Below are 20386 nucleotides of genomic sequence, written 5' to 3'. Positions count from 1 at the left end.
ACAGATACAGACCTGCATGACAACGGGAGTGACCGCCTGCGGTTGCCCCGTTTTTTTATTTCCGGCGGCAATTTTCTTCCGACACCCATTCCCGCAAAGGGATATTCCAGCTTCTTCCTTGCAAAAATAGCCTTTTGCCCTGTCATGTGCAAGGCGGCCCTTACGGGCTGGTTGGCCGGGAAAAAATCATCCTCGCGGCGCTCCGGTATTTTTTCCCGCCAAGCCTTGCCGTTGACAGGGCAAAAGCCAGACCGTGGCAAGTAAGAAACCGGAATACCGGCTCCTCGGAGCCGGGCATGTAAAACATCTAATTCTAAAAGTCATGGACAGAACAGAGAAACAGAAAATCCGCCGGGAAAACAGGACCGGAACCGCTTGTGGCCATCCTGCCGGGAACAAGGAGAGCAATCCCAAAAGAGAGGCTTCCGCATTGTCTAACCCATCAATCCGATAGCGTATGTTATATTACAGTTTCAAGAACTTCGACGAGTTCAAAAGCATTTTCAGGATTGAAAAGAGGGACGGCATTACCGTCAGAAAGAACAAGATCCTGCTTGCCCACCTGAAGAATCCGGAACTGTTCAGGTATTGTCAGGAAACCGGCGATTACAGCCTGCTGAGGGTAAAAGACATGGCAGGCCTGCGGAATATGGTCTTCAAGGCCGTGTGCGAATCAGGAAAGGAAGACGAGTCTCTTCCCAACAAGATTGAACTGATGGGCAAGGAATACTGGAGCGCCCGCTACAAAACCGATGAAATGCAGGGAATATGCGAGGACGGCGACAAATGCTCCATCCGCTACGTCAACACGGAGCAGGGAAAGGCATTCAAGATGAAGTCATCTAAATTCATGAGGGCCGTAATGCTTGAGACGCAGGCTGGGAAAGCCCTTTCCCCGAGTGTCGTAAACTGGATATGCGGCGACGTGTTCGCCAAAGAATGGCATACCTTCACCTATGGCTGCACCTGCGGCATGAAGCTCCATGTGGACGGCGATTTCAGAAAAATATACGACAGCGGAGAATGCCGGGGGGATTTTGATTCCTGCATGACGGACAGGGACAGGCATCCATTCTATATGTATGCGGTAAGGGCAAAGGCGGCATACCTCACGGATGAAGACGGCCGCATCGTGGCAAGGGCGGTCCTTTTCACCGACGTGACGGACCAGGACGGCAGGAAATGGCGCCTTTTGGAACGGCAATACGCCACAGGCAGGGATGACATGCTGAAATACATCCTTATCAACAAACTCATACAGGAAAAACAAATAGACGGGTACAAAATCGTGGGAGCCTCCTGCAACGAGGCGAACGCATTCGTGAGCGTTGACGGACAGTCCCTTTCCGACATGAAATTCGAGATTGGCTGCAACCTGGGCATGGATGATGTCCTTTCCTACCAGGATTCCTTCAAATGGTACGACATCATGGCGAGGAAAGCCTACAACTACCCATACGGCGAGGATTATTACGAACTGGACACCACCGACCGTAACCTGTGCGGGGATGAAGATGACAATGGGGAAGAATCGGAAGAATGGGACGAATACCACCAGTATTATTGCGAGGAAACGAGAACCTGCTACAGGAGCGGACTGGAAATCAGCGTGGATGTCGATTGCCTTGACGATTTCGATTACATCGAATCAAGAAATGAATACTACCATAGGGACGATACCGCCTGCTGCGGATGTTGCGGAGAGCATATACTGAAGGAGGACGGACTATATTCGGAACTCACCAGAGAATATTGCTGCTGTGAACTGTGCAAGTGGGAGGCGGAAAACCAATACAGGAAAGAATTCATGGGTCATACCGACTATGAATTATGCGCCAAGCCCGACGGCACCGCTGAAATCGTAATCTGGAACGAGCAGGCTGGAGCTTACAGGAAGTTCTCCATCCGTACCGCCGTCCTTGACAAGCTGATAATGGAACTCAGACGCGGTTATCTCAACGGGCAACCGATCGAAAATCCTGATGAAAGGCATTACAATTCTTATCTTGATTCATTCCTAAGCGAAGTGAGCTATGAATACGACACTTTTGAAGAAGCTGTATAGCATATACAGCCCGAGCGGGAACGAGCAGCGCATGGTCGGATTCCTCTGTTCCTACATCAGCCGCCTTCCCGGAAACATCAGCCTGGCACAGGACAATTACGGGAACCTATATGTGACAAAGGGGGAAAGCGATACCTTTCCGTGCCTGGTAAGCCATATCGACCAGGTATCCTGCTGCCATCATTCCGGAGATTTCAAGGCCGTTGAGACCGAAGACATCATATTCGGCTATTCACCGTCGATGAAACGGTTTGAAAACCTGGGGGCGGATGACAAGAACGGGATATTCGTATGCCTGGAATGCCTGAAAAAGTTCGACACCCTCAAGGTCGTGTTCTTCAGGGAGGAAGAAACCGGATGCAGGGGAAGCGGAGCCGCATACATGCCCTTCTTCGACAATGTCCGCTTTGTCATCCAGCCGGACCGGAAAGGCGACTCCGACCTGATTACAGCCATCAGTTTCACCGGGTTGTGTTCCGAACCGTTCATTGAAGCCGTGGAGCCGGGAAAATGGGGGTACCGTGAAACGGAAGGGCTGGTGACGGATGTCCTTGTGCTGAAAGAGAACGGGCTGGATGTCTGTTGTGCCAATGTCAGCTGCGGATACTACAATGCGCACACGGACGAAGAGTTAACGGTAAAGAAAGACCTCCGGAAATGCCTGCGGTTTGTCGGGCATATCATCGAAGACTGTACCTCCGTCTATCCGCACCGGCCGGCAGATTTACCGAACTTTTTCCTTGCTGCAATGCGAAGACATCATCCATAGGACGCTGGACCGGGATCCCATGCTTACTCCGGAAGAGCTCCACGACATATTCTGCACACATTTCACGCATCTGACTTTGGACGATTATAACAGGATATGCGAGGAATACTGGATGATGGAAACCGACACGGAGGACATGGACACGGCGGGCAATGAAGAGGATGCGTAAGCCGCGCGGATACGGGACAGGCAGGTGCATGACATCAGCCCAAAGTTATTTGACATCAAAATACATCATAATAAAATGGAAGAGCCATGAATAGAAAAGCCAGACAACTTACAGATTATGTGCCACAGTACGTAAACCTTTACCATGTGGACTACCGCGATGACCTTGACGAACATGAGGACATCCAGGAAGAATGCATCCGCTCCAACAGCCTGGAAAAGCTGTATGAAAAGACATACGAGTGGTATGAGGAGCAGGAAAGCTTAAACATGCAAGGCTACCTGGAGGAAACAAGGAAGAGCATGGAAGCGGACAGCCTTGCGGGACAGTTCGAAGAACATGAGGACGAAATCAGGGACCTCATCTATGACCGGAACGATTCCGACCCGGCCAAGGACCTGATACGCAACTCTTCCGTCACGAATTTCTTTTATTCGCTCGGAGTGGAAATCTGCGGATACCAAGCCGGCATCCCACAGCGGGGAGAATCGACCGCCATGGCCTGCTACAAGGTGCGCCGGGCACTCCATCTGAAGAAAGGACAGTTTGACGAGAAAATTGAAGAACTGGTGGAGAATGCCGCATACGGCGGGGAACTGCGCGTCTATTTCAATGCCATGTTTGACAGACTTGTCAGTGAAGACGCGGAAAACGATTTCAGGAGCATCCGTTTTTATGGGAACGTAGTGGTGGCCATTGCCGACAGCCTGAACGGTTCCGGATACCATGTGCGGCTTCCATTGGACCTCACGCTGCCTTTCCGGAGGGACAACCTGTTTGTCGATTCGCAGGTACACTATTCCTATGCGGATGAAGTCTGCGGCATGGCCAATGGCTGGTGCGACTCCACAAAATGGGAAACAGGCATGGCGCCTCTTACCGGTTCAGTCCGTAAAAGCCGGATGGCTGAACACCAGGAACAGGAGGCCGCTTACGAGAAGGCATTCCGAAGCGGGAAATGCACCTTCGGTGACATGAACTACAAACGCCACCGTGACGTGCGTTATTCCAACGGGTATCCTGCCGGATGCAGGTGTCCCCATTGCGGAACTTTCTGGATTGACTGAGCAAACAGGCGGAATTGCAGCATACATACCTGGATTTTTATGAAATCAGTTTTTTCTTTTTCCATGAGCCTCATGCAATATGGGGCTCTTTTCATACCCGTTATGCCCGGATTCCCCTGCATCCATTGTCCCCATGTGCCCTTGGTTTCCACATACATTGCATGGGAAAAGTGGAAAGACAGGAATGGAAGACACAGACATTGGCGACCCGATGAACTACAGGGCAAAGTTGGCAAATGCTTCTTGTCGGACGGCAAGGTCTGGCCTTGCGGTTTCGGAAAAAATCATCCTCGCCGGAGGCTCCGGTATTTTTCCCGAAAACCTTGCCTTTCCGGAAGCATTCGCCGCCCGGCCCCCGTAGTTCAACGGGCTGCCAAAGCCCGAGTATTCACATTAAACAATAAAGAATTATGCGACAAGCAATCATCACAAGACAACCGTCACCGGCCCCGATAGGGATGCCCGTGGCAAGAAGACCGAAAGTGCACATCCCGCAGCCGGCAATCAAGCTGCCGCCAAGAGGAAGCGGTCCGGTACATATCTCCAGACTGCTGAACCCGATACTGGAAATATGCAGCCATCCCGACAGGGACAGGCTGCTGGCGGAGTTCTTCAAGGAAGATTGAAAACATTGTCAAACCATTTAATACTGAAGTTATGTTTTTTACACAGTTCAATCAACTGATGGCCGGAAGCGTGGACATCACGCTGGTCATCCACAAATCAGCCACGGGCATGACGGTATCCGTACTGCCCAAGTCAAACGGGCTCAAGGACGAGGCCCAGAACCACATCGTGCCGCTGACCCTGTCCGGGACACCGGAAGAGCTTGACGGCGGTTTCTTCCAGATTATCGCAAGACCCGTACAGAAGGTATCGGGGCTGCTGACCAACATGGCGGAGTTCGAGAAACAGGCGGACAAGACCGCGAAAGACAGCAAGGCGGCAAAAGAAGCGAAGGCGAAAGAAACCAAGGAGGAAAAGGAAAAGCGGGAGAAGTATGAGAAACTGATGAAGAAGGCGGACGAGCTGGCAACGGCGAAAAACCACAAGGAGGCCGTGACCGTGCTCGGACAGGCCAAGGCGTATGCCAACCCCCAGCAGACGAAGGAAATCGAGGAAAAAATCAAGGCACAGACCGCCGAACTCGACAAGGGCAGCCTGTTCGGCATGGAAGCCTTTGACCAACAGCCGGCTCCACAACCCGCACCGCAGCCACAGCCGCAACCTGCGCCACACCCCCGTCCGCTACAAGGACAGGCTCCGGGGAACATTCCGCCGCAGCCGCATCCGGCAAGCTGGGGGCAGCAGCCTGCCAGACAGCCGATACCGCCACGACAGCCTGTGCAGCAACCGGCTCCTTATCCCGGAGGACAACAGCCATACCATGCGCAGCCGTATCCCGGTCAGGGAGGACAATACCCGCAGCCGAACGCATACGGACAGCAGCCGGCCCCACAGCCGCTACAGCCGGCAGCAGGCTTTGACGGGGACATGCCGCAGTATGACGGGTATTCGATGATGGAAGGCGGAACATCCTCCTACGGGCAGGACGAACCGGACTACAACCCGGAAGAGTATGCGAACTACCCGGATTTTCCGATGGAAATGCTGAAAGGCGGAAACAGATACCAGACAACTAACCAACAAATGTAAGATTATGCCACTCGAAGTAAAAGGAATGACACGTTCATTCAAGTTCAAGAAAGGAACGGAGTATGTGACCCTGGCTGATCCGGGTACGGATTTCACGCCGGACATGGTCATGAGTTATTATTCGAACATGTATCCGGAACTGACGACGGCAACCGTCCACGGGCCGGTCATCAGGGAAGACATGGCGGAATACGAGTTCAAGACCACCATCGGGACAAAAGGGTAAAGATATGGCAAAGGACAACAGAAAAAAGAAGGAATCATGCAGACTCTTGAGCGAATCCCAGATGGAACAACTTGCAAGGTACATCATACAAGAAACCGGGCAAGCCTACCGTTACGGAACGGAAAAGGAAAGAAGGATTGCGGCGCCCAGCGGTGCCGTAATCGTTTTTTAAGCACGGTTTTCTCCGGCATCGTGCCCGGATTCCTCATAAAGGACCATGCCGGGGAACCGTTCAACATACTGACGGATGAAAACTACAGGTTCCTGCTCGGCTCCTACCGGAAGTATGCGGAACTAATGGGAGCAAAAGCCCAGCATGTTCCGGGAAGGAGTATCGGGGAAAGCATCAACCAGCTGGTATATGACATGGAAACCCTGCTCAAGGACAATGTGGGCGTCAATATAGAGCAGAACGGGCAGCGCCTGTATTTCAACCTGTGGAAATACCACCAGTGGGGAGAATATACGCTGTATTATTTCCCCGTAAAATTCGTGGAAGAGCTGAATCCGGCACTAAGGCGCATCGCCATATCGTTCATCAGCGGTATGGCGAAAGCCAACGGGATAGCCACGGTACTGGACGGTGACGAGACGGAAACGGTACTTGACTGGATTGAAACGGAGGACCGGAATGAACCGGAAGACGATGTGCGGCGCAGGAATGCCCTCGTCCGCTCATACCGGAGCGGGAAAATCAGTAGACTGCTGAGACAGGTGGAGAAGACCTCCTATTACAAGGACCTGCCCGCCGCCATGCGGAAATATTCTCCACGGGACAAATGGGAAGCGGCTCTGCTGGAACTGATGTCGGAGGGGCTGCAGTTCCTCCACCCGGAAAAGCCGATCATGCACTACTGCTATGACCCGTATTTCGAGGAAGAGCCGGATTACCGGCCGATGGGACTTGACAGGCAGATACGGATTACTTATGATATCCATGACATCGTGACGGAGAGCCTTGAAGATCAGTACAACTCCGACAGGCAGGAAACATATGACCTGATTCCCGTCACCACGATGGAAATATCTCCGGAAACGGACAGCCTGTTCAAAATGGACGATGATTATCCGGAACGTTTTTTCAGGTGGGCGGACAGATTTATAAACCATATATCAAAAAACAAGGAAGATGGAGAAGAATGAGCTTACGAACACGATACATGCCACGCTTTGCCCCAGGGCAGTGCTGATAGCCTATACCTATGAGGGGAATAATAATAAGTATTTCCTGGAGCGGCGGAGCATTGACGCGAGGGGAAGGATGGGTGAAGGACATCCCGTAACGGTGGAATTCATGAACGAACTGGTGCGGAACTATTCGGAGGCGCACAGCGGTACGCCCCACGGCAGGCTGCCGTCCAATCTGCTGTATGCGGATACCCGCAAGGGAAGCGAGAGATATGTCTGGTACAATCCTCCCGGAAAACGGATGATGTACTTTGTCGGCGGCCTCGGGATAGAGAACGCGGAATACCACCTGCCGGGAATCATCTATGAAGCCCGTGGCACACGGCTGGACGTTTACGCCTGCAAGGAAGACCGGCCCGGCATGGAAACTGCGCTCTATGCGGCGCCGCTTTTCAACGTGACAGGGTCAAGCGTCTGTCTCGGCTCGGCAAGGATAGAAAAGCCAAGGGAACTGACCTATGCGAACCTGCTCGAATACTGGGAGAGGAAATTCTGGCTGACGGAGTTTTCCCATCTGGGAGGACACGGAAATCCGACGAAGTCAAACCTCGTGCTGGTGACAAAGGCGGCAAGGGACAAGCCTTTCGACCTGAAAGAATTAAAGCCGTTGAAGAATCTGAAACTTAAAGACATACTGGAATGAAAAGAGTACACTATATCGACAATTACCTGATAAACCCACAGCATCCGGTGACGGTGAATGTCATCGGTGCGGGCGGGACAGGTTCGCAGGTGCTGACCTGTCTGGCACGGCTCGACACGGCGCTCAGGGGGTTCGGGCATCCCGGGCTGTTTGTGACCCTGTATGATCCGGACACCGTGACGGAAGCCAACATCGGACGCCAGCTCTTCAGCCCTTCGGACATAGGCCTGAACAAGGCGCAGTGCCTCGTCACGCGCATGAACAACTTCTTCGGGAACGGCTGGAAGGCGGTGCCGGACATTTATCCGGCCATCCTGAAGGATGCCAGGCGGGACAACCTGGCCAATATCACTATCACCTGCACGGACAACATCAAGTCACGGATCGACCTGTGGAACACGCTGAAAGCCGTGCCGGTTTCGGAATACAGAAATTACGAGACGCCCCTCTATTGGATGGACTTCGGAAACACGCAGACATCCGGTCAGGTCGTGCTGGGAACGGTACCGAAGAAAATCAAGCAACCGGTTTCCCGGCTCTACGAAACTGTAAGCTCGCTGAAAGTCATCACCCGGCTGGTGAAATACGCGAGCGTGAAGGAGAAAGATTCCGGTCCGAGCTGCTCGCTGGCGGAGGCCCTGGAAAAGCAGGACCTGTTCATCAATTCCACATTGGCGCAGTTGGGCTGCAACATCCTGTGGAGGATGTTCCGCCACGGGTTGATTGAGCATCACGGACTGTACCTCAATCTGGAAACGATGAAAGTCAATCCGATACCTGTATAAAGTCGGAATGAAAGCTAAATTTATGTTCCAAAGCATATATGCGACGATTTTTATCCATAATTGCCGCTGCAAGCCGAAAATTTTCTATACCTTTGTATTTGGATAAGTATATCATAATGGATTATGACGGCACAAAACAGAAAGACAGGCAACTATTTCTAACAGAGAGTATAGCCTGTGCTGCCATTCCGGAACGGAGTGGCAGGGTCTTTTTTATGAGTCATAATTTATTGTCTATCAATGCGCAAGTAAGTATTAAAATAAACAGGGATACGGCCATATTTCTAAATAAATGTTTGGAAAACCGGAAAATCCGTATAAACACACACACACACACACACACACACACACACACACACACAAGGGCTCGCGCGTCAAGATATTACAAAATATTTAATTATCAAAGGATTACGGAGGACAATTCCGTCCGGTTATCCCCGACCTTCGATAATCATTCATCAAAAATACAGTATTCCTCCGTGTTTTCAGGAACGAAGCGGAATGGAAGTTTTGTCTGGCGATATTCATCCAACGGGTTTTCCGTGCCTGAATGTCGCCAGATTCTTATATACAGGCTATATAAAAAGGCCACCATATTGTTTAAACCTAAAATGAAATCGTGCCATGAAAACTATGCCCGTAAATAGGCCGGAGATACCTCCGCCAAACCTTGAACAGCTTTTTAATGCTGCCATCCGGTATATGCAAAGCGGGGAATACGCTTTTGCCTACCGCTGTCTTGGCATGACAAACAAATCCGATTTGCATACATCGTACAACAAGGCTTTGTGCTGCTACCAGGTGTCGTGGTTCAGCGGATGCCGGAACTTGCTCATGGAAGCGGAAAGACAGCTTCCGTCCCTGACAGACATCCGTATGGACGATTTACCGGAGGCATTCTCCCAATGGGAGCATGAGAGCAGTCCCGACCTGTGCCCGATGCCGTATGGTACACCGCTATCTATAGCCGCCATCCAGATACTGAAGCTAAAAGTGTACAACTCGTACAAGCTGCACCTGTACGGCGAAATGAGGGATGCAGCCTCCCGGCTGGGCGGAAAATATAAACATATCAACGAGCTCATAAAAGAAACACACCATGGCAACATGTAACGATATTTATTCAATGTACCAGACGAGGAAGCCCGAGGAAGAAATACTCCAGGCTTTCAGGGAAGTTCCGATGGACGATCGGGGCGACCTGTACGACAACTATACGCCGCTTCACATCGCCTGTCACTTTGCCGATGAGGAAGCCGCCCGCATCTGCGTTTCACGCGGAGCTGATGTGAACGCGAAAGATGACAAAGGGCATACGCCCCTGTTCACGTTGGCCAATGTCCTGTGTGAAAGCCTGACCGAAGAAGACCGTAGAGCCTCTATAGCAAACCTGCTGCTTGAGTATGGGGCGAGGGTATCACGTTCCGCCCCCAACACGACCGCCCTGATAGAAGCCGTCCGGCGCAGGCATTTCCGAATGGCTTCGGCCATCGTCCGATACGGCTGCCGGATAGACCAGACAAACAGCAGCGGCGAAAATGCGTTGCATACTGCTTGTGAAGCGGCCAACGTGGAAACGGACTTGCGGCGTGCCTTGCAGAACCTGCAGGAAATTCGTTCGCTCGCCACCGTAAGCGAAGAAGTACGGAAACAGAAACTGGCCGAGTACGAGGAAAAGGTGGCGTATTATGAGAGCAAAGAGAAGGAATCTCTGGATTTTATCCGCCTGCTGTTAGCCAATGGCCAGATAGACCCGGACGGGAAATCAGATTCAGGGAGCACCCCATGGGATTGCGCCGTCAACAGCAAGTCCATGAAGGCAGCCGCATTGCTCTCCGGCAGCGACCCCGACCATGACGAGCTTGCCGCCCTGCATGGCAACATGGACATCTTTCAGGCTATGTGGCACAATAACCTGAAAGCGTTGGATGCTTTGTTGCGTTCCGGTGTGGAGTTACAGACGGTCTGCGAGCACAAGGAAATGTACGACTTTTACGACAAATCTCCGTTGGCATGTGCCCTAATCCGTTTTAGGGAATACCCGGAAATGGCGGACATGCTGCTGGACGCAGGCGCCGATCCCAACTACCGCTTTGGGGAGGAAAGCACAGCTTTTGAAATCGGTGTCCGAATAAATCTCCGTTCCTCGAAGACGGAACGCCATATTTTGCTGTTGGAAAAGATGCTCCGCCACGGATGGAATATTGAAATGCCGGCAGACAAAGAAGGGAACACGGCTTTGGCCGTCGCCTGTCGCCATTCAACCGGCAATTTCGGGAATGCAGCCATCCCCCTCCTGCTGAAAAATAAAGCCGACGTGAATGCGGCTAACCGCTGTGGACAGACCCCGCTGATGCTGTTGTATGGCGGTCGTTTTTGGGACGGTAAGAGCCACTACAAGCCCTACGAGGGGCGTGTCTGCGGCGATGAAGAGGCGGAGTTCCTCGAAATGATTTTGGAAGCAGGAGCGGACACCGGCAGGAAAGACATCTGGGGCAACACGCTGCTGCACTACCTTGCCGGGGGCAGCGGAGAGTCTGGTGCCAAGAAAGCAGCGGACCTGCTGGCCGATTTCGGCGTGCCGGATGTGACTATAGTGAACAACGAGGGGCTTACTGCATTGGACATTGCCACCGAAAAAGGCAATGAGACGATGGTGAAGTTCCTGATAAAATACGCTTAACGATATGGACAACAACCTGACATTTCTCAATGCCTGCCGTAACGGGCAAAAAAACATCGCCCAGATATTCCTGAAAAAGGGAGGCATAGACGTAAACAAGCGGGATGCGGAAGGCAACACGCCGCTGTACTACGCCTGTCTGAAGGGCTACCGGGATCTGGTGCTCCTCTTGCTGGACAGCGGGGCCGACGTGTCGGTGACGAACAACCGCTCGGAAACGCCGCTTCATGCGGCGGCAAGAAGCGGCAACAAGGAAATCATTGAAAAACTTGTCGCGAAGGGTGCAGACCTGAACACTACGGACGCAGACGGCAGGACACCGCTGCTCTGCCTGCTGGACAACAGACGCACGGACGCCGCCCTCTTCCTTATTGGCCGGGGAGCCGACACGGAGATTGCCGACAGCGATGGACATAAGGCCATAGACTATGCCACCGCAAACGGATTGCGGGAGGTGGTGTCCCGCCTTTCAGCGGAGAACACCAGTGACGTTTCCGGCAATACCCCGCTCCATCAGGCTGTATATAACGGCCAAAGCGAAATTGTGCGTACCTTGCTGGCTTCATCAAAAGCAATGCTGGATGTCACTAACGATAACGGGGAAACACCTCTGATCATGGCGTGCATAAACGGAAACCTCATGGTCGCTACCCTGTTGCTCAACGCCGGAGCCGACCCGGGCAAGGCTTTGCTGAACGGGAATGCCCCATTGCATTATGCCGCCTTATCGGGAAATAGGTATCTCGGAGAAGCGTTACTGAAAGCGAAAGCCAGCCCGGACGTGCGGAACAGTAATGGCGAGACGCCGCTGATTGTTGCGTCAAGACAGGGGCACAACGAGTTTGTCGCCCTGCTAACGGAACATCATGCCGATGTCAATATCGCGGACAACCTCCAACACACGGCCTTGTATTACGCCGGTGAACGAGGTTATAATGAGATAGTAGAAATGCTCCTTGAAAATGGAGCGGAAGGATAATGATGATAATATATTAACCATTTGATACGAAAGAAATATTATGGCAAAAGAAGCAAACAACCCGATGAGTCCTGAAGAAATGGCAAAAGCCAGTCAGGACGCTATCAAGGCTGCGATGGAACAGGCTCAGGCACTGTATGGCAACATTCCCGGATTTCAGGCTTTTGACCTTGCCAAGATGCAGGAAAAACTGATGGCTGACGCAGTAGCCAACATTCCCGGTATGGAAGGGAAAGTACAACAACCGGAAATAGAGGACACCTCCGCAATGAGTCCGGAAGAAGCAAGGAATATGTATTCGCAGCAACTGGATTTTATCGGCCACGCGATGGCGCAATGCGACCCGGATATGATAAGCGACGATGTGAAGAACATGTTCGGCAACTTGGACGAGATGTTCGATTTCGAGTGGGAAATAGAGAACAAGAATGACGGGAAGCTGACAATCCCGCAGCAACGGCTGCTGGCTTTCGGTGCTCCGTTGCTCGTGCTCAGCAGTGACTATGTGGATTCCATAGAGACCTCGCATGAGATGTCCACGTTGAAGGAGATGCTTGAAGACTCGTGGGATGTCTCGGACAGGGCATCCGCATTGGAAACCATCGACTGGTTGTTAAATGAAGGTCATCATGCGGAGGTGGACAAAGTTCTGGCCGAAATTGCCGCTAAAGGCATGGAGAATATATCCGAAGAAGAATTGCAGGACGAAGAAACGAAAACGGGCGAAGTCTGCACCACTGTCTGGAAAATGCTTGACGAGGACTATTGTTCCGCCGAAGACCTGCCCGTCACAGCACTGGCATGGGACCTTGTCCGCGCGGCAAACATTGCCCGATGGACTTACCTATGTGGATATATCAATGAACAGGAGATGTGGCAGACCATGCAGGCGGTTGCGGAGTCGGCCGAGGAGCATTTCGCGTCGTGGAACGCATATGGACTGAGTTTCGTGCTTGGCCGTGGCGCATGGCAGGGAGACACCGACCAGTGCGAAGGAGCTTATGAGATCGTGTCCACCCTGCTGGAAAAGGCAGAATCCCCGTGGATGCAATTTGAGTTTAACCCCTCTAACGGATAAATGTCATGACAGCCATTATCATAGCATCTGTTTTCGGATTTGTCGTCCTGCTCGTGGTGATATGGGGGATTGTGACCTCGAACAGCCTTATCGCGAAGAAGAACCGTGTCAAGCAATGCAAGAGCGGCATCTGCGTGGCTTTGAAGCAAAGGAACGACTTGATACCCAATCTTGTCGCCTCCGTCAAGGCATATATGGGGCATGAGAACGAGATACTTACCCGCATTGCCGAATTGCGTTCCAAGGTTTCCAACGCGTCCGAATCGGAACAGATCAAGGGAGGAACGGAGATTTCATCCCTGCTGGGAAAGCTGAACGTGGCGGTGGAGGACTACCCGGAACTGAAAGCCAACGAACAGTTCCACCACCTCCAGTACCAGATTGCGGAAATGGAAAACGAGATTCAGGCCATCCGGCGCACCTACAATGCGGCCGTGACCGACTACAACAACGCCATTGAGATGTTCCCCTCGTCCATCATTGCCTCGTGGAACAAGCATGAGCAGCAGGAACTGGTCGAGTTTCCTGAAACCGAGATGGCGGCAGTGAATGTAAAGGAAATGTTCAAATAGCGAAAGTATGGAACAGAACCCCATAGATTTCAAGCCCCTGTCGCGGCATCTGCGGAAAGGGTTGTCCCGTGTCCGCCGGTTACGGCAGGTGGTGCGGTGTCTGACAGCCATTGTCTATACCGCCACCCTGTGCTGGTTTGCTTTCTGCCTTTTCGGGAGTTTGCTGGTCAACTACGAGACGATAGACTACGAAACCTCGATGAACAACTGGAAGTATATCATGGCCGGCTTCATTGCGTTCTGCATCTTCCATTACGCCTTCATGAAAAGCTTTAACGCCTTGAACCGCCAGGAAAACGAACTGATGGCCGGCATCCTTGCCACTTTGTTCCCCTCGGCCCGATATGCGCCGACCGCGAGGATGAACCAGAAAGCATTGGAAAACAGTCGGCTGTTCGCCACTCCAGGGTCAGATATTCCAATCAGCTCGACCTGTTACGGCTATGTGGAGATCCCATCCGGCGACCATTGTATTACCGTGGCCGATGTGGGTGTCACGTCCTCCAATAGAAAGGACTTCTCCTTCTTTAACTTCCTTGAGGTGCCGTACCAGTATTTCATCCGTCCCATCTTCGGTAGTCGAATTGAGAGCACCATGCACAGTTTCCGGGGCATGTTCGGATGCTGTGCACTCCATCGCACCTTCCGAGGATATGTGATGTTGCTGCCCGACCATCTGGAAGGTAAAGTCGGGTATCTCGCGCAGATGGTACAGGGTTTCAAGGACAAATACGGTGCGAAGTTCGTGCATCTGGAAGACCCGGAGTTTGAAAAGCTCTTCGTGGTCTATGCGGATGACGAGGTGGAAGCCCGCATGATACTCACCCCGGCGATGATGAGGAGGCTGACGGCACTGCGGAAGTCATTCGACCGCGACCTGATGCTCTCTTTCAACGGTAACATGCTCTATTATGCCTCGGAAACGCCGGACGGGTTTCTGCGTCCCGGACGGAAGTCGCTGGATGACGAACACCTGCTGGAGCAACTTTACCGGGAAGTGAATTTCTGTCTCCGTATAGAAAGTGAAATAAACAACAATAATATTATTAACAAGTAAAAAGAACTGTAACATGAGTGAACTTAAAAATTTATCCGCCGTCCTCGAAGGAGGAACTATCCCTACAGGATATGACGAGAAAGCAATCGGCAAACTGTCAAAGACCTACCTTAAATTGGAAGGTCGTAAAGTAGTAAATCTTTATCCTATCCGAACCGTGATGTATGAAGACAACCGCTATTGCCTGTATGCCTGTCCGTTAAAAGGCACAGAGATTGACGAATCGACCTTGCAGGGCATCAAGGAGGAAGTCGATATGCTGGAAATCGGTCATATCCGATACGATTCAGTACAATCCTGCGGATATGACTATTACATTGTCGATCCTGATACCGGACGGCACATAGTGAAAAAAGAGGAAGACAAAGATGCCGTGATGGAGATAAGCGACCACTTCGACGGCATCATCCTGTTTACCAAAATGGTCATGTCGCCCAGAAAGGCATATCAACTTGACTGCCATCATGCTTTTGTCGGGCTGGAAAAGCAACCTAATCAATTCAAAATTGAGGTTATTTCAAACAAGGTGATAGGAGAAGCACCTACCATATTGGATTTTGAAGCGCCACAGGACTCTCCGGCTGTGGAGAAATACAAGTCTGCTATGACAGTACTGTCCATCATCATCACTATCGGAGTACTTATTTGGTATTTCTTCTTTAGGTAATTGCCAGATTCAATAAGATACAAACTATTCGTGAGATGACAACATTCAATTATTCATCCAAGGCATCAGTCAAAGGCAACCTGACTGAAATCATCACAGGAGTGGTATTGATAGTAGTTCCGATAGTTTTTCCTTTCGGCATAAAAATCGGAGCGACCCGCATACTCAGTCCTTTACCGACAGCAATCATCTTTGCCCTTGTCGGTCTATATATCATGTTTAAGGCATGGCGAAAGATACGACAAGCCGGTAAATTGTCTGCAAAAAACAGCGTGATCACAGTTGACGAAAATAAGGTCTCTTATCCGGAAATCTCAAAAGGCAAGGTTGAGATGCGCTCTTTTCTGCTGTCCGAAATATCCAATATCGATTATAATTATGGTAAGGGTATTTTGACCGTATCGTTGGCAAACGGTTCCTCAATCAAGTTCGATTTGGACTTTTTTGACGGGCAACCACAGCTTAAAGAGTTTGTCGAGTCATTGAAGAAATGAACGGTCCCCGCCACAGCCGGATGGCTGTGGCGGGTATTCTATTTTGTGGTAGAACTGACGACATACTTGTATTCCATTACAAGGAAATAGCCGGTATAACTATTAATAACATTAAATTCAATCCGATATGAAGAAGATTTCTATAATAATATTGCTCCTGACCGTCGGGCTTCACGCAAAGGCCCAGCTCAACATCGTGCCCCAAAACGACGAAGTGAAGGAATACACCGTACAGAATGCGCAGCCCTACGACAGTCTGACGAACGTGGACAAGCGAAGTTTCGCCTCCCTGCCGGGACAGACCTTGTACATGCATGGGGCAAGAAACGACCAGGACGGCTACTGGGATGCCTTCTTCACTGCCAACTTCCTCACCAGCGACGAACGTACAGTGTACAAGGCGGTGAACATCAGCGTCACCCCTGCCAAGGAAGTCGTAGGCAAGTACTATGATGTACTGAAAGTCTGGACGAAGACGGATTACTTCTCATACGGCTGTTGCCTGCTGTTGCGTGAGAAAGAGAGCGGTAGCGAGATGTATTACAACCCTTTCAAGTATTCTCTAAGCATGACCTGCTTAGGTTACTACGAAAAGCTGAAACGCTATATAGGGCAGGTGTTCTTCTCATTGGGCAAGCGCGTTGAGACCGAGGACGGCCAGATTATCACTCCTGTCGAAGGTGCGGAATATCGCTGTGTGGATATCGGCCTGAAGATGAATAGTGACGGGGCGTTTCTGCTGATGGAGGGTGCGGACGGTGTTCGTGTGGAAGCATTCCCTATAGGGGGTGATGAAGTGTACGAATTCGTGAGTGCAGACCGCATCGCCTTGCTGACGGAACGCTACGGCAAGAAATACGGGAAGCAAATCGCTTTCCGCAAGGTCGATACCGGCATGACGGGAGAAATGGTCATCACCGCATGGGGCGAGCCATACCACAAATCGCAAAGGAAAATAGAAGGAAGGACACTGGAAACATGGCGCTTTTCCGATGACCGCCATGTAGACCTACTTGACGGCAAAGTGTATGACATACGAATTTATTAGGACATGGAAACATACCGAGCAAAACCCCGAATCAGGCTTTCGCCTACCGTCAGGTACGGCAGGAAGTTCATCGAAGTAGCCTTCGACCACGACGGCCTGCGCCTGCCCTTGTCGAAGGAGGAAGGCGCGCAGCTTGTCGGCGGCAAGGCTTATCTGCCCGAAGAGAGCTTCGTGCTTGCGGAGTTCTTCGACCGCTATGTGAAGATGGCGTTCATCGACTATTCCGCCATAAAAGGATACACGGGCCGGAAAGAAAAGGAGGACAGCCGTCCGCCTCTTCCCGAAGGCTATCTGGAGAAACTCCGGCAGGTGCGTTACAGCGACCACACGGTGAGGGTATATACCGCTTACTTCCGGGATTTCCAACAGTATTTCGAGGGGCGGGATGTAAAGACCGTCACGCCCGACGAGATAAACGGCTACCTGCTGCATCTCATCCGCGAGCGGAACATATCCTCGTGCCAGCAGAACCAGCGCATCAACGCCATCAAGTTCTACTACGAGAAAGTGCTCGGGCAGGAACGGCGGTGCTACAGGGTGAACCGTGCCAAGCGCGAGAAGACCCTGCCCGACGTGCTGGGCAAGGATGAAATCAAGCGGATACTCGACGTGGCGGCAAAAGACCTGCGCTTCTTCTGCATCTTCTCCATCCTCTACTCCGCCGGCCTGCGCATCAGCGAACTGCTGGAACTGAAGCCGGGAGACATCAACGAGTCCCGCAACCTGATACGGGTGCGGCAGGGCAAGGGCAAGAAAGACCGGTACACGCTGCTGTCGAGGCCGCTGATGAAGAAACTGGCGGAATACAACCGTCTGTATAAGCCCCAAGTGTGGCTCTTCGAGCGCAGGCCGGGCGAACCCTTTACGGAAAGCATTGTGTCGAAACGGCTGAAAGCCGCCGCACAGGAGGCGGGCATCACGAAACGGATTTATCCGCACCTGCTGCGCCACTCCTTTGCCACGCATCTGCTGGAGCAAGGGACGGACATCAAGATTGTGAAGGAATTGATGGGACATAACAACATCAAGACAACGGAGCGGTATGTCCACATCGCCGACACCTATAAAAGCAATATCAAGAGCCCGTTGGACGACCTGCTTATGGAGGACAACGAGGTCTGATACCTAAAGGAAATAACAGCGGATTCCGCTGATAGTATAACATTCAAGACAATAAACAACTAATAATCAAATGATTAGATATTAAAATAGAGTAAAAAAAGGACTTGTGTGCGAGCTATGAAAGAAGTGCTAAACGACATATATACAGACGGTTGCAAAGAAAAGAAGTACCGCTTGTCCGATTTCTTCAATCGGTGGTGGGACGAATACGCACAGCACCCGGCGGAGTACATCACCCCCGAACAGTACAAGGCGGTGAACGCTATCCGTGTATGTCGCACAACCGCTTTGGGGATAGACACATACGTTTGTCCCGATTGTGGGGAAGTACGGGAAATCAGCCATAGTTGCAAACACCGTTTTTGCCCGTCATGCGGCTGGCGTGACACGCTGAAATGGGCGGCACGCATGAAAGAAAAGATGCTGCGGGTGCCGCACCGCCATGTGGTGATGACCTTGCCACATATCCTGCTGGACTTGGTGAAGCGCAACAGGAAAGAAATGCTGAATATACTGATGCGTACTTCGGCTGAAACGCTGAAAGACTGGATGATGCACAAGTTCGGCTTGAAAACCGGAGTGATTGCCGTACTGCATACCTACGGGGAAACGAAACAGCTCCATGTACACACGCACATGATTATGTCATGGGGCGGCATAGATAACGACGGTAAGATAGTCATCCCCGAACATGACTACGTGCATATCCCCTCTATCTGTAAGGTATTCCGCTACAAGTTTGAACACGCCCTGATAGAGTTGTTCGATGCGGGCAGGCTGGAGCATGACTTCCACGACCGCATGGAGTTTATGGGCTTCATCAAAAAAGTGGCAAACAAAAAGGACTGGATTGTACATTTGGAGCAGCCCATACAGATGCCGGAACAGGTGATACAATATGTGGGCAGGTATTCCAAACGGGCGTGTCTGAGCGAGTACAAGATTACGGTAATGGACGGCGAAAACATTTCATTCCGTTACCGTGATTACAAAAACTCACCCGACAGGAGGAACCCGGTTGAAAAGGAACTGACGCTGCATTACCGGGAGTTCTTCCCCCGGCTGCTGCAACACGTTCCACTGCGCTATTTCCGCATCGTGAGGTACTACGGCTTCTATTCCAACAAAGGCAACCTGCCGGAAGAATACTTCGGACGGGATGAAAGCGAAATAAAGGAAGCCGAATTGCAACAGGCAGAAAGTGAATACGAAAATCCGTATTTCTGCGAGCGTTGCGGACGGACGAGAGTTTACAGCCATACCACGGTAACGGGTGGCGGCATGACATACACGGTAATACTGGAGCATTGCGACATACACCGGAAAAAAGCGGCATGACAGCAACATGGGATAGCTATGCCCTGCCGTGAACAAGAACAGTGAAATCCCATGAAAAGAAAGAAAGGAGAACTGAAAAATGAATGAAATACGGATAAGAGCAGTAATGAAACGAACGGGGTGCGGGCATGAACTTCACACCTCTTTCTGCCGGAAACAGCAGTCAAAAATTGAAGTTCTATATAGTATGTAATAAAGGAAATAAAAATTGTCTCGAACATGAGGATGAACCGCCCTAAACGGTCGGCTATCCTCTAAACATTAGCTGCTGAAGAAAGAACAAATGAAGAAATGGAGTAAATTGCAAAAGGAACTATATCTGATAATTGATCCAACGATTGATTTTCAGATTCACTGTGTCGCTTATCCAATGAGAAGCCGATATGGTAATACAGATTTGCCCCGTTATTGGATTACGCTGGGTAAAGAGATAATTTTTGATTACCCCAAACAGTTTGTCACACCTGATGGTAGAATACGCAACTTCAAGCCACATGGGATAACAAAAAATTACCCATATAAAAATGACGTGTCAGATATATCCGATTTAATACGGGAATATATAGATACTCCCGTTTCGGAAATTGTGACAAAGCATTTTGAAAATGACTATTGGGGATTGGCAAATATCCTACGTGCGGCTGACAGACGTATCGGACAGCGTAGATTGGATAATTTGCGTCGCAGAATCAAAAATCAGGCGGCTCAAAAAATTTTGGAATTAAGAATTAAAACCACAGCAGCTAACAAACAGCAAACCGACTGAATAAGCGGAACGCT

General features: G+C 51.0%; 21 protein-coding genes and 1 pseudogene. All 22 read left to right on the top strand.

The genetic code is table 11. The annotated features are described in order from the left end of the window. The first annotated feature begins 457 nt into the window (after positions 1-457). Positions 458-2065 carry a hypothetical protein gene (locus tag M3089_RS06660; protein WP_249082702.1) on the top strand — a complete coding sequence of 536 codons (1608 nt, stop codon included), beginning with the start codon at positions 458-460 and terminating at the stop codon, positions 2063-2065. Further along, positions 2034-3003 (top strand): annotated as a pseudogene (locus M3089_RS06655) (hypothetical protein). Before M3089_RS06660 ends, M3089_RS06655 begins: the two are co-directional and overlap by 32 nt. Positions 3004-3089: 86 nt before the next feature. After that, on the top strand, positions 3090-4070 hold the full coding sequence (locus tag M3089_RS06645; RefSeq protein ID WP_249082694.1) for a hypothetical protein: 981 nt from the start codon (positions 3090-3092) through the stop codon (positions 4068-4070). A 184-nt stretch (positions 4071-4254) separates the two neighbouring features. Then, a complete protein-coding gene (locus M3089_RS06640; RefSeq protein WP_204969635.1) occupies positions 4255-4431 on the top strand; it encodes a hypothetical protein in 177 nt (58 codons plus the stop codon). A gap of 49 nt (positions 4432-4480) precedes the next feature. Continuing rightward, positions 4481-4696 carry a hypothetical protein gene (locus M3089_RS06635; protein WP_249082692.1) on the top strand — a complete coding sequence of 72 codons (216 nt, stop codon included), beginning with the start codon at positions 4481-4483 and terminating at the stop codon, positions 4694-4696. Positions 4697-4727: 31 nt separating this feature from the next. Beyond that, positions 4728-5726: a PRTRC system protein E gene (locus M3089_RS06630; protein ID WP_249082685.1), complete on the top strand. Its 999-nt coding sequence runs from the start codon at positions 4728-4730 to the stop codon at positions 5724-5726. Between the two features lie 4 nt (positions 5727-5730). Next, a complete protein-coding gene (locus M3089_RS06625) occupies positions 5731-5952 on the top strand; it encodes a PRTRC system protein C (protein ID WP_071149244.1) in 222 nt (73 codons plus the stop codon). Between the two features lie 36 nt (positions 5953-5988). Continuing rightward, positions 5989-7095 (top strand): hypothetical protein, encoded by a 1107-nt coding sequence (locus M3089_RS06620; protein WP_249082683.1) that lies wholly within the window; start codon positions 5989-5991, stop codon positions 7093-7095. Beyond that, a complete protein-coding gene (locus tag M3089_RS06615) occupies positions 7082-7783 on the top strand; it encodes a prokaryotic E2 ligase family D protein (protein ID WP_249082680.1) in 702 nt (233 codons plus the stop codon). Before M3089_RS06620 ends, M3089_RS06615 begins: the two co-directional genes overlap by 14 nt. Beyond that, complete coding sequence (locus tag M3089_RS06610; protein WP_249082678.1) at positions 7780-8568, top strand: PRTRC system ThiF family protein; 789 nt, start codon at positions 7780-7782, stop codon at positions 8566-8568. The genes M3089_RS06615 and M3089_RS06610 overlap by 4 nt, the downstream gene beginning before the upstream one ends. Before the next feature lie 744 nt (positions 8569-9312). Next, positions 9313-9681, top strand: coding sequence for a hypothetical protein (locus M3089_RS06605; protein ID WP_249082676.1), 369 nt, complete (start codon positions 9313-9315; stop codon positions 9679-9681). A gap of 13 nt (positions 9682-9694) precedes the next feature. Further along, positions 9695-11251, top strand: a complete 1557-nt coding sequence (locus M3089_RS06600; protein WP_249082674.1) for an ankyrin repeat domain-containing protein — start codon at positions 9695-9697, stop codon at positions 11249-11251. Between the two features lie 4 nt (positions 11252-11255). Next, positions 11256-12230, top strand: a complete 975-nt coding sequence (locus M3089_RS06595; protein WP_249082671.1) for an ankyrin repeat domain-containing protein — start codon at positions 11256-11258, stop codon at positions 12228-12230. A 40-nt stretch (positions 12231-12270) separates the two neighbouring features. Then, positions 12271-13308: a DUF1266 domain-containing protein gene (locus tag M3089_RS06590; protein ID WP_249082669.1), complete on the top strand. Its 1038-nt coding sequence runs from the start codon at positions 12271-12273 to the stop codon at positions 13306-13308. Positions 13309-13313: 5 nt separating this feature from the next. After that, positions 13314-13880, top strand: coding sequence for a LemA family protein (locus M3089_RS06585; RefSeq protein ID WP_249082666.1), 567 nt, complete (start codon positions 13314-13316; stop codon positions 13878-13880). A 7-nt stretch (positions 13881-13887) separates the two neighbouring features. Beyond that, positions 13888-14937, top strand: coding sequence for a DUF3137 domain-containing protein (locus tag M3089_RS06580; protein ID WP_249082664.1), 1050 nt, complete (start codon positions 13888-13890; stop codon positions 14935-14937). Positions 14938-14950: 13 nt separating this feature from the next. Beyond that, positions 14951-15604 carry a hypothetical protein gene (locus M3089_RS06575; protein WP_249082661.1) on the top strand — a complete coding sequence of 218 codons (654 nt, stop codon included), beginning with the start codon at positions 14951-14953 and terminating at the stop codon, positions 15602-15604. A 35-nt stretch (positions 15605-15639) separates the two neighbouring features. After that, complete coding sequence (locus tag M3089_RS06570) at positions 15640-16098, top strand: hypothetical protein (protein ID WP_249082658.1); 459 nt, start codon at positions 15640-15642, stop codon at positions 16096-16098. 127 nt (positions 16099-16225) lie between these two features. Further along, on the top strand, positions 16226-17146 hold the full coding sequence (locus tag M3089_RS06565; protein ID WP_249082656.1) for a hypothetical protein: 921 nt from the start codon (positions 16226-16228) through the stop codon (positions 17144-17146). A gap of 3 nt (positions 17147-17149) precedes the next feature. Continuing rightward, complete coding sequence (locus M3089_RS06560; protein WP_249082653.1) at positions 17150-18268, top strand: tyrosine-type recombinase/integrase; 1119 nt, start codon at positions 17150-17152, stop codon at positions 18266-18268. A gap of 117 nt (positions 18269-18385) precedes the next feature. Then, positions 18386-19606: an IS91 family transposase gene (locus tag M3089_RS06555; protein ID WP_249082650.1), complete on the top strand. Its 1221-nt coding sequence runs from the start codon at positions 18386-18388 to the stop codon at positions 19604-19606. Between the two features lie 283 nt (positions 19607-19889). After that, the gene (locus M3089_RS06550) at positions 19890-20372 is read left to right on the top strand and encodes an SF0329 family protein (RefSeq protein ID WP_135960028.1); all 483 of its coding nucleotides are present in this window, start codon (positions 19890-19892) and stop codon (positions 20370-20372) included. Positions 20373-20386 lie beyond the last annotated feature (14 nt).

This window comes from Marseilla massiliensis, assembly GCF_023336985.1.
In the GTDB taxonomy this organism is placed as follows: Bacteria; Bacteroidota; Bacteroidia; order Bacteroidales; family Bacteroidaceae; genus Prevotella; species Prevotella intestinigallinarum.
This window is presented reverse-complemented; position numbering and strand designations above follow the sequence as displayed.

Coding starts and splice junctions, on each gene's coding strand:
- M3089_RS06660 (WP_249082702.1), top strand. CDS start 458: ATGTTATATTACAGTTTCAAGAACTTCGACGAGTTCAAAAGCATTTTC.
- M3089_RS06645 (WP_249082694.1), top strand. CDS start 3,090: ATGAATAGAAAAGCCAGACAACTTACAGATTATGTGCCACAGTACGTA.
- M3089_RS06640 (WP_204969635.1), top strand. CDS start 4,255: ATGGAAGACACAGACATTGGCGACCCGATGAACTACAGGGCAAAGTTG.
- M3089_RS06635 (WP_249082692.1), top strand. CDS start 4,481: ATGCGACAAGCAATCATCACAAGACAACCGTCACCGGCCCCGATAGGG.
- M3089_RS06630 (WP_249082685.1), top strand. CDS start 4,728: ATGTTTTTTACACAGTTCAATCAACTGATGGCCGGAAGCGTGGACATC.
- M3089_RS06625 (WP_071149244.1), top strand. CDS start 5,731: ATGCCACTCGAAGTAAAAGGAATGACACGTTCATTCAAGTTCAAGAAA.
- M3089_RS06620 (WP_249082683.1), top strand. CDS start 5,989: ATGCAGACTCTTGAGCGAATCCCAGATGGAACAACTTGCAAGGTACAT.
- M3089_RS06615 (WP_249082680.1), top strand. CDS start 7,082: ATGGAGAAGAATGAGCTTACGAACACGATACATGCCACGCTTTGCCCC.
- M3089_RS06610 (WP_249082678.1), top strand. CDS start 7,780: ATGAAAAGAGTACACTATATCGACAATTACCTGATAAACCCACAGCAT.
- M3089_RS06605 (WP_249082676.1), top strand. CDS start 9,313: ATGACAAACAAATCCGATTTGCATACATCGTACAACAAGGCTTTGTGC.
- M3089_RS06600 (WP_249082674.1), top strand. CDS start 9,695: ATGTACCAGACGAGGAAGCCCGAGGAAGAAATACTCCAGGCTTTCAGG.
- M3089_RS06595 (WP_249082671.1), top strand. CDS start 11,256: ATGGACAACAACCTGACATTTCTCAATGCCTGCCGTAACGGGCAAAAA.
- M3089_RS06590 (WP_249082669.1), top strand. CDS start 12,271: ATGGCAAAAGAAGCAAACAACCCGATGAGTCCTGAAGAAATGGCAAAA.
- M3089_RS06585 (WP_249082666.1), top strand. CDS start 13,314: ATGACAGCCATTATCATAGCATCTGTTTTCGGATTTGTCGTCCTGCTC.
- M3089_RS06580 (WP_249082664.1), top strand. CDS start 13,888: ATGGAACAGAACCCCATAGATTTCAAGCCCCTGTCGCGGCATCTGCGG.
- M3089_RS06575 (WP_249082661.1), top strand. CDS start 14,951: ATGAGTGAACTTAAAAATTTATCCGCCGTCCTCGAAGGAGGAACTATC.
- M3089_RS06570 (WP_249082658.1), top strand. CDS start 15,640: ATGACAACATTCAATTATTCATCCAAGGCATCAGTCAAAGGCAACCTG.
- M3089_RS06565 (WP_249082656.1), top strand. CDS start 16,226: ATGAAGAAGATTTCTATAATAATATTGCTCCTGACCGTCGGGCTTCAC.
- M3089_RS06560 (WP_249082653.1), top strand. CDS start 17,150: ATGGAAACATACCGAGCAAAACCCCGAATCAGGCTTTCGCCTACCGTC.
- M3089_RS06555 (WP_249082650.1), top strand. CDS start 18,386: ATGAAAGAAGTGCTAAACGACATATATACAGACGGTTGCAAAGAAAAG.
- M3089_RS06550 (WP_135960028.1), top strand. CDS start 19,890: ATGAAGAAATGGAGTAAATTGCAAAAGGAACTATATCTGATAATTGAT.